The 14947-nt window shown below is 70.4% G+C and carries 15 protein-coding genes; 9 read left to right on the top strand and 6 right to left on the bottom strand.

Annotated features, from left to right (window positions below; all coding sequences use genetic code 11):
- Window positions 1–54: 54 nt before the first annotated feature.
- Window positions 55–507, bottom strand: coding sequence for an ATP-binding protein (locus tag ACFVJQ_RS12020; RefSeq protein WP_224737554.1), 453 nt, complete (start codon window positions 505–507; stop codon window positions 55–57).
- Between the two features lie 243 nt (window positions 508–750).
- On the opposite strand from ACFVJQ_RS12020, the gene ACFVJQ_RS12015 reads away from it, so the two are divergent.
- From ACFVJQ_RS12015 to ACFVJQ_RS11975, 9 genes are all read left to right on the top strand, one after another.
- A complete protein-coding gene (locus ACFVJQ_RS12015; protein ID WP_385783016.1) occupies window positions 751–1563 on the top strand; it encodes a hypothetical protein in 813 nt (270 codons plus the stop codon).
- A gap of 170 nt (window positions 1564–1733) precedes the next feature.
- Window positions 1734–2489 carry a YcnI family protein gene (locus tag ACFVJQ_RS12010; RefSeq protein WP_385510528.1) on the top strand — a complete coding sequence of 252 codons (756 nt, stop codon included), beginning with the start codon at window positions 1734–1736 and terminating at the stop codon, window positions 2487–2489.
- A 99-nt stretch (window positions 2490–2588) separates the two neighbouring features.
- Window positions 2589–3239, top strand: a complete 651-nt coding sequence (locus tag ACFVJQ_RS12005) for an SCO family protein (RefSeq protein ID WP_385510527.1) — start codon at window positions 2589–2591, stop codon at window positions 3237–3239.
- Window positions 3236–3688 (top strand): copper chaperone PCu(A)C, encoded by a 453-nt coding sequence (locus ACFVJQ_RS12000; protein WP_385510526.1) that lies wholly within the window; start codon window positions 3236–3238, stop codon window positions 3686–3688. The genes ACFVJQ_RS12005 and ACFVJQ_RS12000 overlap by 4 nt, the downstream gene beginning before the upstream one ends.
- A 13-nt stretch (window positions 3689–3701) precedes the next feature.
- Window positions 3702–5627 (top strand): copper resistance CopC/CopD family protein, encoded by a 1926-nt coding sequence (locus tag ACFVJQ_RS11995; protein ID WP_385783012.1) that lies wholly within the window; start codon window positions 3702–3704, stop codon window positions 5625–5627.
- Between the two features lie 7 nt (window positions 5628–5634).
- Entirely contained in the window at window positions 5635–6933 is a 1299-nt protein-coding gene (efeB, locus tag ACFVJQ_RS11990; RefSeq protein WP_385783009.1) for an iron uptake transporter deferrochelatase/peroxidase subunit, read from the top strand.
- Between the two features lie 70 nt (window positions 6934–7003).
- On the top strand, window positions 7004–7936 hold the full coding sequence (gene pheA / locus ACFVJQ_RS11985; protein WP_385783006.1) for a prephenate dehydratase: 933 nt from the start codon (window positions 7004–7006) through the stop codon (window positions 7934–7936).
- Window positions 7937–8491: 555 nt separating this feature from the next.
- Window positions 8492–9769: a serine--tRNA ligase gene (gene serS / locus ACFVJQ_RS11980; protein ID WP_224739974.1), complete on the top strand. Its 1278-nt coding sequence runs from the start codon at window positions 8492–8494 to the stop codon at window positions 9767–9769.
- A complete protein-coding gene (locus ACFVJQ_RS11975) occupies window positions 9766–10581 on the top strand; it encodes an HAD family hydrolase (RefSeq protein ID WP_385783003.1) in 816 nt (271 codons plus the stop codon). The genes serS and ACFVJQ_RS11975 overlap by 4 nt, the downstream gene beginning before the upstream one ends.
- A 419-nt stretch (window positions 10582–11000) precedes the next feature.
- On the opposite strand, the gene ACFVJQ_RS11970 is transcribed toward ACFVJQ_RS11975, so the two are convergent.
- The 5 genes from ACFVJQ_RS11970 to ACFVJQ_RS11950 all read right to left on the bottom strand — a co-directional run bounded on the left by ACFVJQ_RS11970 (window position 11001) and on the right by ACFVJQ_RS11950 (window position 14882).
- Window positions 11001–11267, bottom strand: coding sequence for a hypothetical protein (locus tag ACFVJQ_RS11970; RefSeq protein WP_224733437.1), 267 nt, complete (start codon window positions 11265–11267; stop codon window positions 11001–11003).
- A 107-nt stretch (window positions 11268–11374) separates the two neighbouring features.
- Window positions 11375–12094 (bottom strand): ABC transporter permease subunit, encoded by a 720-nt coding sequence (locus ACFVJQ_RS11965; protein ID WP_129798780.1) that lies wholly within the window; start codon window positions 12092–12094, stop codon window positions 11375–11377.
- Between the two features lie 10 nt (window positions 12095–12104).
- Window positions 12105–13016 (bottom strand): ABC transporter ATP-binding protein, encoded by a 912-nt coding sequence (locus ACFVJQ_RS11960; RefSeq protein WP_385510520.1) that lies wholly within the window; start codon window positions 13014–13016, stop codon window positions 12105–12107.
- Window positions 13013–13921, bottom strand: coding sequence for an ABC transporter permease (locus tag ACFVJQ_RS11955; RefSeq protein ID WP_385510519.1), 909 nt, complete (start codon window positions 13919–13921; stop codon window positions 13013–13015). Before ACFVJQ_RS11955 ends, ACFVJQ_RS11960 begins: the two co-directional genes overlap by 4 nt.
- Window positions 13911–14882 carry an ABC transporter ATP-binding protein gene (locus ACFVJQ_RS11950; protein ID WP_129799116.1) on the bottom strand — a complete coding sequence of 324 codons (972 nt, stop codon included), beginning with the start codon at window positions 14880–14882 and terminating at the stop codon, window positions 13911–13913. The genes ACFVJQ_RS11955 and ACFVJQ_RS11950 overlap by 11 nt, the downstream gene beginning before the upstream one ends.
- Window positions 14883–14947 lie beyond the last annotated feature (65 nt).

Here is a 14947-nt window from a genome sequence, read left to right as displayed (position 1 = left end):
TGACGGCCGGGTACCCACGGGGTGCCCGGCCGGAGGTCCGCTTCCCCGCGGGGTTCAGGACGCCGTCATCAGGGGGGAGTTGTCACGCCACTTGAGGATCTTGTCGAAGCTCACCACCGCCCCGCCCGGTCCCGGCTTGTTGCCGATGTGGACGTGGTCGGCGAGCTCCTCGATCAGGCACAGGCCACGGCCGTGCTCGGCCTCTGGGTGGGCGGGCGCCGGACGGGCCTGGGGACGGGCGAATCCCGGCCCCGAGTCGGCGACCTCGATACGGCACTTCTCGCCGTCCAGGTAGGCGGTGACCCGGTACGCCTCCGAGGTGCAGCCGTGCACGGTGTCCCCGCCGTGCTCCACGGCGTTCGCACAGGCCTCGGTGAGCGCGACGGAGAGGTCGTACGAGACGTCGGGGTCGACACCCGCCGTCTCCATCGTGCCGAGCAGCAGGCGGCGGGCGAGCGGAACGCTTGCGGCCTCGCGCCGAAGATGGAGTGACCACCAGATGCTCATGCTCCAGCCTCCTGGCCGCGGCTCGACATACCGATACGTATTACCGCGCGTACCCGTGTGTAAGCACGAAACCGACGTGATGCCGCCCATATGGTGGATGCGCCAGGGGTGGCAGGCGGTGTATGTGGGGCCTGCATACACCAGTCGGGCCGGTCCGGGGCATCGGGTGACCTTCCGGACGGTACGGAATCTTGCGGACCTGCCGTACGGCGGCGACCCGGCCAGTGCGATGATGAGCCCGCCATGACTGCCCCCCAGCCGCGCACGGTGCGCTCCGGAACCGACCTCCGGATCCTGCGGGCCGCGGTGTTCGCCGCGGTCTGCGTCGTGCTGTCCGCGGGCGGGCACGCGCTCGGGTCCGGCGGGGTTCCGCTGTGGACACTGGGCGCGGGATTCCTCGCGGTGCTCGTGGTCGCCGCGCCGCTCGCCGGTCGCGAGCGCTCGCTGCCCGGGATCGCGGCGCTGCTCGCGGCCGGACAGATCGCCCTGCACACGCTGTTCGGGCTGGGACAGCACGGTTCGGCCCCGCTCACGGCCTCCGCCCCGCCGGTGTCCGACGCCTCCCTGGTCGAACAGGCCGCGCGGCTGGTGTGCGGGACCACGGCGGCGGCGATCAGCCCGGCGCAGGCCCAGCGGATCCTCACGGACGCGGGGATCTCCCCCGACGCGGGAGCGCAGGCCGCGCACCACCCGGCGGACGCCATGGCCGCCGCTGCCGGTTCGCCGGCCGCGCTCCTGCCGTCCCTGCCGATGCTGCTCGGCCACGTCCTCGCGGCGATCGCCGCCGGCTGGCTGCTGCGCCGCGGGGATCTCGCCCTGCTGCGCCTGGCGGAACTCTCGGCGTACTCGGTCACGGAGGGGGCCCTCGTACGGTCCCTGCGCGGGGCGCTCGCGCTGGTGCGCGCCCTGTGCGCGGGGCTCCCGGCGGCGCCCGAGGCCGGCCCGCGCTTCCGGCGCGCCGCCGCGCCCACCTGCCCCCAGCCCCGTACGACCGCACTCCAGCACACGGTGATCCGGCGCGGCCCGCCGTCCGCCGCGCTCGCTCTCGCCGCCTGACGCGACGCGACCGCCACTTCGTTCGGAATCCGGCCGAAGGGTGAGTGCCGCCGTCACGCGGCACACGCGCGTGCAGCCCTGTCCAGGGTCGTCGAGGAATCAACCCGCACGCACGCGTACCCCTCTTCACCACCATCGGATCCTCACTCGAAGTGGAGTGCTCACCGCCCATGAAGGTTTCCCGTATCGCCGCCGTCGGCGCCGTCGCCGCCTCGGCCGTCGTCGTTCTGTCCTCCCCCTGCTTCGCGCACGTCTCCGTGCAGCCCGAGGGCACGGCCGCCAAGGGCGGCTACGCGGTCGTCGACTTCAAGGTCCCCAACGAGCGCGACAACGCCTCGACCACGAAGCTCGAGATCAACTTCCCGACCGACCACCCGCTGGCCTCCGTGATGCCGGAGCCGGTGCAGGGCTGGGACGTCAAGGTCACCAAGTCCAAGCTGGACAAGCCGATCGACTCGCACGGCCGGCAGATCACCGAGGCCGTCAGCAAGGTCACCTGGACCGCCGACGGCAAGGGCATCGAGCCCGGTTTCTTCCAGAAGTTCCCGGTCTCCGTCGGCGCGCTGCCCGAGGACACCGACGAGCTGGTCTTCAAGGCGATCCAGACGTACTCCAACGACGAGGTCGTCCGCTGGATCGAGGTCCCGCAGGAAGGCCAGGAGGAGCCGGAGAACCCGGCGCCGGTGCTCGCACTGTCCGAGGCCGAGGAGGACGGCCACAGCCACGGCTCCTCGGAGGCGGAGAAGAGCTCCGAGGAGACCACCGACGACGCCTCGGCCGCCGCCGCGAACACCGCGTCCGACACCGCCGAGCCCGCCGACAGCACCGACACCACGGCCCGTGTCCTCGCCGTCGTCGGCATCGTCGTCGGCGCGGCCGGTGTGGCGTACGGCGTGCTGGCCGGCCGTCGGCGCAGCAACGCCTGAAGCCTTCCGCTCCGTCGGTGCGCGCCGGGTCCGGACGACGCGTGAGGCGTCGTCCTGCACCCCGGTGCGCACCGGAGACCTCACATCTGGGACTTTTCCATGCGCAAGAAGACGTTCACCGCGGCTGCGCTGCTCGCCGCCGCCACCCTGACCCTGTCCGCCTGCAGCAGCGGTGACGACGGCGGATCGCCCGTCACCATGGTGTCCGAGGAGGCCGGCTCCGACCGGGCCGCCACCGTCCTCGACCAGCCCTTCGAGAAGCCGGACCTGGTCCTGACCGACACCCGGGGCAAGCAGTACGACCTCCGCAAGGAGACCGCGGGCAAGCCGACACTGATCTACTTCGGCTACACCAACTGCCCCGACGTCTGCCCCCTGACGATGAACAACATCGCCGTCGCCAAGAAGCAGCTGCCCAAGGCGGAACAGGACGAGCTGCAGGTCGTCTTCGTCACCACCGACCCGGAGCGGGACACCCCGTCCGCGCTCGGCAAGTGGCTCAAGGGCATCGACCCCCAGGTCGTCGGCCTGTCCGGCGACTTCGACACCATCCAGGCCGGCGCCCGCACCCTCGGCATCTCGATCGACCCGCCGAAGAAGGAGAAGGGCAAGATCGTCTCCACGCACGGCACCCAGGTCGTCGCCTTCTCCCCGAAGAACGACGCGGGTTACGTCCTCTACGGCGAGGACGCCACCGTCGACGACTACACCAAGGACCTCCCCAAGCTCGTCAAGGGAGAGACCCCGTGAGGCGTCTCGCTGTCGCGGCAGCGGTGACGGCCGGGGCGCTGGCTCTCACCGGCTGCGGCGCGGACTCCGACGACGCCGAGGGTGCCCTCTCCGTCAGCTCCGCCTACATGCCGCAGCCCGTCTCCGACTCCATGGCGGCGGGCTTCCTGACGATCGCCAACACGAGCGGCAAGGCAGCCGAGTTGACCTCGGTCACCAGCGACATCGGTGAGGTGACCGTGCACGAGACCGTCGGGCAGGCGATGCACGAGGCCCAGGAGGTCGCGGTGCCCGCACACGGTCGACTCGTCTTCAGGAGCGGGGGAAGTCACCTGATGTTCGAGAAGCTGAAGCGCAAGCCGAAGCAGGGTGAGACGGTCTCCGTCGAGCTGCACTTCGCCGCGGCCGATCCGGTCACCGTGGACATGCCGGTGAAGTCGGCGACGTACACCCCGAAGACCGGGCACTGAGGGAGGGACCCCCTTGACGCAGACCATCGCCCCCCGCGTCCGAAGCCTGGTGCTGCTGCTCCTGGCCGCCGTCGGCCTGTTCCTCTCCGGCGCCGCACCGGCCTCCGCGCACGCCGCGCTGACCGGCAGCGACCCCCAGCAGGGAGCGGTGGTCGACAAGGCCCCGGCACAGGTCTCGCTCACCTTCTCCGAGCCCGTCTCGCTCTCCGACGGCTCGCTGCGTGTGCTCGACCCCAAGGGCAAGCGGGCCGACACCGGCGCGGCGAGCAACGTCAGCGGAACGACGTACGCCGTGAAACTGCACTCGGGCCTGCCCGACGGCACCTACACCGTCACCTACCAGGTGGTGTCGGCCGACAGCCACCCCGTCTCCGGCGCCTACACCTTCTCCATCGGCGCCCCGTCCTCGACCTCCGTCACGGTGTCGGACCAGACGGCCGGGGGCGGGGTCGTCGGCTGGCTGTACGGGTTCGGGCGGTATGTGTCGTACGCCGGCTTCACCGTGCTGGCCGGCGGCGCAGCCTTCGTCCTCGCCTGCTGGCCGCGCGGCTCGGGCGTACGGGCCGTGCAGCGGCTCGTCGTCTCGGGGTGGGTCGCGCTCACCGCGGCCACTCTCGGCCTGCTCCTCCTGCGCGGCTCCTACACCAGCTCCGGGAAGTTCGGCGACGTCTTCGACCTGGACCTGCTCGGGCAGGTGCTGCAGACCAAGACGGGCGCGGCCCTGGTGTCCCGGCTGCTGCTGCTCGCCGCGGCGGCGCTGTTCATCGCCGTGCTCTTCGGTGCGTATGACAAACGCGAGGAGGAGGAGAAGCGGGACCTGACGTTCGGACTGGCCGTCGGCGGAGGTGTCGTGGCCGCCGGGATCGCCGCGACCTGGGCGATGGCCGAGCACGCCTCGACCGGCCTCCAGGCCGGGATCGCGATGCCCGTCGACGTCGTCCACCTGCTCGCCGTGGCGGCCTGGCTCGGTGGGCTGTGTGCGCTGCTGGTCTCGCTGTACTGGGCGCCGGCGGAGGCTGCGCTCGATGCGGGTGCCGTACGGCGGTTCTCGCAGATCGCGTTCGGCAGCGTGGCAGCGCTGGTCGCGACCGGCCTCTACCAGTCCTGGCGGCAGGTCGGCTCCTGGACGGCACTCACCGGCACCCGGTACGGGCAGCTGCTGCTCGTCAAGGTCGGGCTCGTGGTGCTGCTGGTCGGCATCGCATGGATCTCTCGGCGGTGGACCGCCCAGCTGACGGACACGGTGACCGCGAGTGGCGGGAAACAGCGGGAGCGCACGAAGGAACGGGTCACGGCACGTGCCGCTTCCGGTGACGGCAAGCAGGCGGCCTCCGGCTCCAAGCGGACGGATGCAGCAGATCCGAAGCGTGCCGCCCAGCTCGCCCGGCAGCGGGCCGCCATGGACACCGCACGCCAGAAGCGCGTCCGGGACGCCGACCCGATCCGCCACGGACTGCGCCGCTCGGTGCTGGCCGAGGCGGGCGTCGCGGTCGTCCTGCTCACGGTGACCACCCTGCTGACGTCCACCGAACCGGGGCGCACGGTGGAGGAGGCCGAGGCGGCCACGTCGGCGTCGTCGTCCTCGTCCTCCGACGCCGGGGCCGTGACCCTCGACATGACCTTCGACACCGGTGGCACGGACGGCAAGGGCGTCGTACGGCTCGACATCGACCCCGCGCGGGTCGGCGGCAACGAGATGCACGTCTATGTGCAGCGGCCCAATGGCCGCGCCTTCGACATCGCCGAGGTGAAGGTCGCCTTCACCCTGGAGTCCAAGGACATCGGACCGCTGCCCGTCGTCCCGGACCACATCACCACCGGACACTGGTCGGCGAACGGAGTGCAGATCCCCATGGCGGGCGAGTGGAACATCGCCGTCACCGTACGGACCTCCGACATCGACCAGACCACCGTCTCCAAGAACGCGCAGATCGGCTGACCCCACCATGGCTGACCAGTCCATTCCGGAGGCCCGTACTCCCGAGGCGAGCCCCGAGGGGGTGGTTTCCCCGGAAGCCGCCCAGAAGGAAGGCATCTCGCGGCGCACGCTGCTCGGTACCGCCGGCGCCACCGGGCTCGTGCTCGGCGCGGCGGGCGGTGCCGTCGGATATGCCGCCGCGCCCGCGCAGGCGACGCCGCTCACCTCGCTGGGCGCCGATCAGGTGATGTTTCACGGGAAACATCAGCCCGGCATCACCACCGCCCTGCAGGCCCGCGGCCACCTCGTCGCCTTCGACCTGGCCGCGGGCGCGGGCCGCAAGGAGGCGACCGCGCTGCTGCGCCGCTGGTCCGAGACGGCCCAGCGGCTGATGGCGGGCGAGCCGGCGACACAGGACGACACGGATGTGGCACGTGATGCGGGGCCTTCGTCGCTGACCATCACCTTCGGCTTCGGGCACAGCTTCTTCGACCGTACGGGCCTTCAGAAGCAGCGCCCCGTCGCCCTCGACCCCCTGCCCGACTTCTCCTCCGACCAGCTCGACAAGGCGCGCAGCAACGGCGACCTGTGGGTGCAGATCGGCGCCAACGACGCCCTGGTCGCCTTCCACGCACTGCGCGCGATCCAGAAGGACGCGGGCAGCGCGGCCCGGGTCCGCTGGCAGATGAACGGCTTCAACCGCTCGCCCGGCGCCACCGCCCACCCCATGACGGCACGCAACCTGATGGGCCAGATCGACGGCACGCGCAATCCGAAGCCGGCCGACTCCGACTTCGACCAGCGGATCTTCGTGCCGGCGTCCGGCTCGAACGACCCGGCCTGGATGGCGAACGGCTCCTACGCCGTCGTACGACGCATCCGCATGCTTCTCGACGACTGGGAGCAGCTCTCGCTGAAGGAGCAGGAGAACGTCATCGGGCGCCGCAAGTCCGACGGGGCGCCGCTGTCGGGCGGCACCGAGACGACCGAGATGGACCTGGAGAAGACGGACGCCGAGGGCAACCTGGTCGTCCCGATCAACGCGCACGCGCGGATCACCCGGCCCGACCAGAACGGCGGTGCGGCGATGCTGCGGCGCCCGTTCTCGTACCACGACGGCTTCGGCACCGACGGGGTGCCGGACGCCGGTCTGCTGTTCATCTGCTGGCAGGCGGATCCGCTGCGCGGGTTCGTGACGGTGCAGCGCAAGCTGGACCGGGGGGATGCCTTGTCGCAGTTCATCAGGCACGAGGCGAGCGGGCTGTTCGCGGTGCCGGGCGGTGCGGCGGAGGGGCAGTATGTGGGGCAGGAGTTGCTGGAGGGGTGAGGGTCATCCGGTGGAGCGGCGCTCGTGGGACACGTGAGCCGGTTTTCCGGGTGACCATTAGGGTGAGGACATGCCAGCGAGCTATGCGTATCTCGGCCCCGAGGGCACCTTCACCGAAGTCGCTCTGCGCACACTCCCGGAGGCGGCGACCCGGGAACTGATCCCGTACGTCTCCGTGCAGTCCGCGCTCGACGCGGTGCGCGCCGGCGAGGCCGAAGCCGCGTTCGTGCCGATCGAGAACTCCGTCGAGGGCGGCATCACCACCACGCTCGACGAACTGGTCGCGGGCCAGCCGCTGATGATCTACCGCGAGGTGCTGCTGTCGATCACCTTCGCGCTGCTGGTCAGGCCGGGTACCAAGCTGTCGGACATCAAGACGGTCACCGCCCACCCGGCCGCGCAGCCGCAGGTGCGCAACTGGCTGAAGGCGAATCTGCCCGACGCGGTCTGGGAGTCGGCGGCCTCGAACGCGGACGGCGCCCGTCTGGTGCAGGAGGGCCGGTACGACGCGGCCTTCGCAGGTGAGTTCGCAGCCGCCCGGTACGGCCTCGAGGCCCTGGAGGCCGGGATCCATGACGCGGAGAACGCCCAGACGCGGTTCGTGCTGGTCGGCCGCCCCGCCCGGCCCGCGGCGCCCACCGGCGCGGACAAGACGTCCGTCGTGCTGTGGCAGCGCGACGATCACCCCGGCGCGCTGCGCGACCTGCTCGGCGAGTTCGCCACCCGGGGCATCAACCTGATGCTGCTGCAGTCCCGGCCGACCGGCGCCGGCATCGGCAACTACTGCTTCTGCATCGATGCCGAGGGCCATATCTCCGACCGGCGGGTCGCCGAGGCCCTGATGGGGCTCAAGCGGATCTGCCTCCAGGTGCGCTTCCTCGGCTCGTACCCGCGCGCGGACGCGACCACGGCGGACGTACGGCCGCTGCTGCCGGGCACGTCGGACGGGGAGTTCTCGTCGGCGGCCGATTGGGTGGCTCGGTGCCAGGACGGCCGGTTCTAGCGCTCTTTCGGCCAGGCCTGTCCAACCCCTCTTCCGGCCAGTGCTACCAGCGTATTTTCGTTATCCACAGGAGTTATCCACAGGTCCGCATCTCAACCTGGGGACAAGTCGACAGAGGAGTGCCACTCAGTCGACAAATCGGCCGACATGCCCTCACCGTGTCCACCGGGGTGCAGGTCACCCTTCGCCCACGCTTTCCCCTCGGTCAACCCTTCGGAGTGAAGCATTTCCACCCAAAAGTGGGCATAAGTAATTTTTACCCCGGGAATCCTGGGGTCCATCCACGAGTTTCGGAATGATCAATTCCGACATCCACAGATCTTCACACAGCCTGTGGATAACTCATCGGAGGGTGTGGATTCCTGTGGACAACCAGACCCCCAAGTCCCGTACTGCACAAGAAAATCCAGTCAACCAGCCATCCCTTGCATGCTCCGATCAAGGGAACCCGAAGATCATCACTGACAGCATGGCAATTAACTCACACCTGCACGTAAGCCGCATCTCGGAATAGTGAGTCGTGGGCCCTCACCCCGCACCGGTAGCCTTGACCGCGTGATTGACCTTCGCCTGCTCCGTGAGGACCCCGACCGTGTGCGCGCCTCCCAGCGCGCCCGTGGAGAGGACGTCGCGCTCGTCGACGCTCTCCTGTCTGCCGACGAGCGGCGCAGGTCGTCCGGCGTCCGCTTCGACGAACTGCGCGCCGAGCAGAAGGCGCTCGGCAAGCTGATCCCCAAGGCCACCGGGGACGAGAAGGCCGAGCTGCTGAAGAAGGCGAGCCAGCTCGCCGCCGACGTCAAGGCGGCCGACGCCGAGCGCGACGCGGCCGACGCCGAGACCCAGGAGCTCCTCCTCCGGCTGGGCAACCTCGTCCACCCGGACGTCCCCGTGGGCGGCGAGGAGGACTTCGTCACCCTGGAGACGCACGGCACGATCCGTGACTTCGGCGCCGAGGGCTTCGAGCCCAAGGACCACCTGGAGCTCGGCCAACTGCTCGGCGCCATCGACGTCGAGCGCGGCGCGAAAGTCTCGGGCTCGCGTTTCTACTTCCTGACGGGCGTCGGCGCGCTGCTGGAGCTGGCCCTGGTGAACGCCGCGTTGGCACAGGCCACGGCGGCCGGCTTCACGCCGATGCTGACGCCGGCGCTGGTCCGCCCGCAGGCCATGGGCGGTACGGGCTTCCTCGGCCAGGCCTCGCAGGACGTCTACCACCTCGACAGCGACGACCTGTACCTGGTCGGCACCTCCGAGGTGGCGCTCGCCGGCTACCACATGGACGAAATCCTCGACGCCGACCGCCTCCCGCTGCGCTACGCGGGCTTCTCGCCCTGCTTCCGCCGCGAGGCCGGCTCGCACGGCAAGGACACGCGGGGCATCTTCCGCGTCCACCAGTTCGACAAGGTCGAGATGTTCTCGTACGTCGCCCCCGAGGACTCGCAGGCCGAGCACCAGCGCCTGCTGGAGTGGGAGAAGCAGTGGCTGACGTCGCTGGAGCTTCCGTTCCGCGTCATCGACGTCGCCTCCGGTGACCTCGGCGCCTCCGCCTCGCGCAAGTTCGACTGCGAGGCGTGGATCCCGACGCAGGGCAAGTACCGCGAGCTGACCTCGACCTCGGACTGCACCGAGTTCCAGTCCCGCCGTCTGTCGATCCGGGTCCGCGAGGACAAGAAGGTGCGGCCGCTGGCCACGCTCAACGGCACGCTGTGCGCCGTACCGCGCACGATCGTGGCGATCCTGGAGAACCACCAGCAGGCCGACGGCTCGGTCCGTGTGCCCGAGGTGCTGCGTCCGTATCTGGGCGGCCGGGAGGTCCTGGAGCCGGTGGCCAAGTGACCACCGGTTTCCCCTACCGCCTCATCGCGACCGACCTCGACGGAACGCTGCTGCGCTCCGACGAGTCGGTCTCGCAGCGCACCCGTGACGCGCTCGCCGCGGCCACCGCGGCGGGCGCCGCGCACATCGTCGTCACCGGCCGTGCGGTCCCGTGGACCCGGCACATCCTCGACGACCTCGGCTATCACGGGCTCGCGGTCTGCGGGCAGGGCGCGCAGGTCTACGACGCCGGCGAACACCGTCTGCTGACGTCGGTGACCCTGGACCGGCAACTGGCCGGGGTGGCCCTGGCCAAGATCGAGGCGGAGGTCGGTCCGCTGTATCTGGCGGCCAGCCGCGACGGGCTGGACGGCGAGGTGCTGATCGGGCCCGGCTACTCGGTCACGGGCGCCCTTCCGGCCACTCCGTTCACCGACGTGTCCGATCTGTGGGCCGCCCCGCTGAACAAGATCTACATCCAGCATCCGACGCTGACGGACGACGAACTCGCCGAGGCGGCCCGCCGGGCTGCGGGCGGCTTCGTCACCGTCGCCATGGCCGGCCAGGGCATCGTCGAACTCCTCCCCCTCGGCCTCTCGAAGGCCACGGGGCTGTCACTGGCCGCCCGCCGCCTGGGCATGAAGGCCGCAGACACCATCGCCTTCGGCGACATGCCCAACGACATCCCGATGTTCGCCTGGGCGGCCCGGGGAGTGGCGATGGCCAACGCCCATGAGGAACTGAGGGCGGTGGCAGACGAGGTGACGTCCTCGAACGAGGAGGACGGCATCGCGGTGGTGCTGGAGCGGTTGCTGGGTCAGTGGATGGCGTAGCTGCGGGCAGTCGTGCCTCCCCCAGTGACTTAAGGGCCTGGGGGGGACCCCAGGGCGGCACGGGTGGGCGCAGCGGCACCCCGTAGTGCCGAGCTGCGCATCCCGCCCCGCCCGCCCCAGCGCAGGGTGCCTCTCAAAGAGGCGACACCTGGGAAGGCGGCCCACGCGAGCGCAGCGCCCACGTGCTCGAAGCGGCCGCCCCGGGCGCCCCCCGTGCGGGACGGGCTCGACGGAGCGTTGGGGCTACTCCGGAGCCCGCCGCGGGCTGCCCTGTCGGGAGCTGGGCGCACTGCCGTGCATGGGCATCGCCCAACTCCTCTCCCAGAACGTGGCGCCGGCTCGATCCGGCGTCGCGGACACAACCACTGTGCCGGTACGACGAGTTGGGCGCCACTGATTAAGGGCGGGCCGCACGGTGGCTACCGTCGGCGCCACCTGCGCCGACGCACCTTGCTGAAGAACCACCCCGCGGGCGGCTCGTCGGAGCGCCACGGCTGCGGCTCGGGCTCCTCACGACGCCAGCGTTCGGCAAGCATCCTGGCCCGCGCGGACGGCTCGGACGTCTCGGCGGCGCGTATGAAGTCCTCGTCCAGGACGAGGTCGTCCCAGGTCTCGGACCCGGCGCCATCCCCGGCCTCGTTCCCGGACCGACCGCGACCCTCGCCCTGCGGCGTCTGCCCTGCCATCCCGGTTCCTCCCAGCCGTACTTCCCCCGTACATTCCGCTTTGCCCAGTGTGCGCGGACAGAGGTGAAGCCCACGTCAAGGCCGAGCCGCCGGCCGTGCGGCCCCGGTCACTCCTCCCCGGCCAGCGTCAGCGACCGCAGCTTCTGGCCGGCGTACCAGGTGGCGAGCACCGTGACCGCCACCAGCAGCACCGTCGCGGTCGGCAGCCCGACGTCCGAGGTCACCAGGTCACCCTCGCCGACCCGGTGGGCCACCGCCAGCGACCACTGCTGGACGCTCAGCGTGCGCGCCCCGGCCACGAGGGAGCCGAACAGGGCCTCCCAGACCAGCGCGTAGACGAGGCCGAAGACGACCGCGTGCCGGGACACCGTGCCGAGCAGCAGGAACAGCGCCGCGTAGGCGATGGAGGCGACCAGCGCGGCGACCGTGTAGGCGACGGCGATCTGCTGGCCGTTGCCGTTCAGGATCAGGCCCGCGATGAGCGTGGGCACCGCCGAGAACACCATGGTCACGGCGATCGCGACGATCAGCTTGGTGAAGATGATCGTCGGCCGTTTCACCGGCTTGGACAGCAGGTACACCACCGAGCCGTCGTCGATCTCCGGCCCGATGGCGCCCGTGCCCGCGATGACGCCGATGATCGGCACCATCGTGGCGAGCGCCAGCCCGCCGAGCAGGTCGGCGGCGGTCTGGTCGTCCGCGCCGGCAAGGCCGCGCACCACCACGGAGATGGCGATCAGCAGCAGCGGCAGCGCGCCGAGGATCAGGGCCCGGCGTCGGCCGAGCAGGGCCCGGTAGGTGAGCCGGGCGACTGTGGGGTCGTACATTTTCGGCCTCCTACGCCGCGACCAGATACGAGAACACGGACTCGAGGGACTCGTCGGACGGCGAGACCGTCAGCAGACGGATGCCGTGGTCCCGGGCCACCCGCGGCAGCAGGGCGGTGAAACGGCCGAAGTCGACGGCCTGGATACGCAACGCGCCCTCCGCCAGGTCGACTTCGATGCCGGACGTCGACGGGTCGGCGATCAGCGCGGCCGCGAGGGCGCGGTCGTCGCTGGAACGCACCAGGTAGCGGTGCGGCCGGTCGGTCATCAGCCGGCGGATCTTGCGGAAGTCGCCGCTGGCCGCGTGCCGTCCGGCGACGACGACCTCGATATGCCAGGCGAGTTGCTCGACCTCTTCGAGGATGTGGGACGAGAACAGCACGGTGCGGCCCTCGTCACCCATGCGCCGCAGCAGGTCCATCAGCTGCATGCGCTGGCGTGGGTCCATGCCGTTGAACGGCTCGTCGAGCAGGAGCAGCGACGGGTCGTGGACCAGTGCGGACGCCATCTTCACGCGCTGCCGCATGCCCTTGGAGTACGTGGAGATCTTGCGGTCCTGCGCGTACTCCATCTCGACCGTGGCGAGCGCCTTCTGGGCCGCCCTGGCGCCGAGGCCGTGCAACTCGGCGTTGGCGACGACGAATTCGCGGCCGGTGAGGAAGTCGTACATCGCCTCGCGCTCGGGGACGATGCCGATGTGCTTGTAGATCGCCTCGTTGCGCCACACCTGCTGGCCGTCGAGGGTGACCGTGCCGGTGGAGGGGGCCAGGAAGCCGCCCATCATGTTGATGAGGGTGGACTTTCCGGCTCCGTTGGGGCCCAGGAGGCCGGTGACTCCGGGGCCGATCGTCATGGTGATGTCGTTGACGGCGACCACGTTGCCGAACCAGCGGGAGACGTGGTCGATGGTGAGCGTGGTCACAGTCCGACCTTTCGGTAGCGGCGCATCAGGAGGCCGTAGGAGGCGGCGATCAGGCCGAGGGCGACGAGGACGTACACCGCGCCTTCCCCGTTGGTCGGGCCGACTCCACCAGGGAAGGCGGACGTGGCGCCCAGGAAGGCGGACTGCACACCGTCGATGAGCGTGATCGGCGAGAACAGGCCGATCCAGGCGATGGATCCGGTGCTGTTCTGCGCCTCGGCGATGGCCTGGAGGGTGGAGACCGCGCCGTAGGAGATGGTCAGGACGGCGATCACGGCCGCGATGCCGAAGCCGCGGCGCGGAGTGACCGCCGCGATGACCAGGCCGAGGCCGGCGAAGAGCAGCGAGAGCAGTGCCACGGAGACGAGTCCCTGTGCGAATCCCTTGGTCTGGTCGGCGAAGTCGAGCTTGGCCAGCAGAGCGCCCACATAGAGGACGAGCAGTGGGGCGGCGGTCAGGATGAACATCGCCGAGGCCAGCGCCGCGTACTTCGCGCGGACGTAGTCGGCCGTCTCGATCGGCCGTGAGAAGTACAGCGGCACGGTCTTGAAGCGCAGGTCGCGCGAGACGGACTGGGGTGCCTGCGAGGCGACGTACAGGCTGATGACGGCCTGCATGATGATCGCGTAGCGGGTGTAGTCGACGGGCAGGTCGTTCGCCTTGGTGGCGACGGCGACGGCGACCATGATGGCCGCGGGCACGCACATCACGACGAACAGCAGCATCGGCAGCACCTTGGACTTCACCGAGCGGCCGAGGCCGTAGGCGCCGCGCAGGGACTGCGAGTAGAGGGAGCGGCGGGCGTAGGAGCGGCCCAGGCGGGGGCCGTCGTAGTTGCGGTAGCCGATGTTGTGGATGCGGGTCTGGTCACCCGGCGGGGACGCTACGGGATGCTCAACTGCCATGGCCGACCGCCTCCTTCCGCTGCTCGTCGGTGTCGGTGTCGGTCGTGAAGACCTCCGAGATGTGGTGCCGGCGCTGCTCCATGCGGACCAGGCCGAGACCGAGGTCGGCGACGGTGTCCCGGACCAGGTCGTAGGTCTCCTCGCCCTGCGCGGTGAGCAACAGGACGTGTCCGGCGCCGGGCAGGCCGCTGCCGGCGTCGACGGTCACCCCGCGCGCGTGGAGCGCTTCGCGCACCGCGCGGGTGCCGTCCGGGTGCTCGTCGGTGTCGGTGACCTCGATCGCGAGGGTCGTCGTGGTCTGGGTGAAGTCGGTGGTGGAGCTGGAGCGCAGGAGCTTGCCGCCGTCGATGACGACGACGTGGTCGCAGGTGCGTTCCAGTTCGCCCAGGAGGTGGGAGGTCACCAGGACCGAGATGCCGAAGTCGGTGTGGATGCGGCGGATCAGGCCGAGCATCTCGTCGCGGCCGACCGGGTCAAGGCCGTTGGTCGGCTCGTCCAGGAAGACCAGCTGCGGGTCGTGGACCAGGGCCTGCGCAAGCTTCACGCGCTGCTTCATGCCGGTCGAGTAGCCGCCGATGGGGCGGTACCGCTCCTCGTACAGGCCGACATGGCGCAGGGTGTCCGCGGTGCGCTCACGCGCGGCGGTGGGCGGCAGGCCGGACATGCGCGCCATGTGGACGACGAACTCGGTGGCCGAGACGTCGGGCGGCAGACAGTCGTGCTCCGGCATGTACCCCACGCGCTCACGGATGGCGGCGCCCTTGGTGGCGACGTCGAGGCCGAGCACTTCGGCACGGCCCTCGGTGGCAGGGGACAGACCCAGCAGGATCTTGATCAGTGTGGACTTGCCGGCCCCGTTGGCTCCGACGAGTCCGGTCACACCGGGCCCGACGTCCACGGAGAGCCGGTCAAGCGCGGTCACCCTGGGGAACCGCTTGCTCAGGCTTTCGGTCGCGATCACAGTCACGTCCTAGACGGTAGTGACGCGGGCCACGCCAGTCGTCAGACCGCAGAGCCGTCTTGGAG

The sequence above is a fragment of the Streptomyces sp. NPDC127197 genome (assembly GCF_042672405.1).
GTDB classification, from domain to species: Bacteria; Actinomycetota; Actinomycetes; order Streptomycetales; family Streptomycetaceae; genus Streptomyces; species Streptomyces flavusporus.
Note: the sequence above shows the minus strand (reverse complement) of the source record. Positions and strands in the feature narration are given on the sequence as shown.

Excerpts from the sequence above, each read along its gene's own strand:
- ACFVJQ_RS12015 (WP_385783016.1), top strand. The coding sequence starts at position 751 with ATGACTGCCCCCCAGCCGCGCACGGTGCGCTCCGGAACCGACCTCCGG.
- ACFVJQ_RS12020 (WP_224737554.1), bottom strand. The coding sequence starts at position 507 with ATGAGCATCTGGTGGTCACTCCATCTTCGGCGCGAGGCCGCAAGCGTT.
- ACFVJQ_RS12010 (WP_385510528.1), top strand. The coding sequence starts at position 1,734 with ATGAAGGTTTCCCGTATCGCCGCCGTCGGCGCCGTCGCCGCCTCGGCC.
- ACFVJQ_RS12005 (WP_385510527.1), top strand. The coding sequence starts at position 2,589 with ATGCGCAAGAAGACGTTCACCGCGGCTGCGCTGCTCGCCGCCGCCACC.
- pheA (WP_385783006.1), top strand. The coding sequence starts at position 7,004 with ATGCCAGCGAGCTATGCGTATCTCGGCCCCGAGGGCACCTTCACCGAA.
- ACFVJQ_RS11955 (WP_385510519.1), bottom strand. The coding sequence starts at position 13,921 with ATGGCAGTTGAGCATCCCGTAGCGTCCCCGCCGGGTGACCAGACCCGC.
- ACFVJQ_RS11965 (WP_129798780.1), bottom strand. The coding sequence starts at position 12,094 with ATGTACGACCCCACAGTCGCCCGGCTCACCTACCGGGCCCTGCTCGGC.
- efeB (WP_385783009.1), top strand. The coding sequence starts at position 5,635 with ATGGCTGACCAGTCCATTCCGGAGGCCCGTACTCCCGAGGCGAGCCCC.
- ACFVJQ_RS11970 (WP_224733437.1), bottom strand. The coding sequence starts at position 11,267 with ATGGCAGGGCAGACGCCGCAGGGCGAGGGTCGCGGTCGGTCCGGGAAC.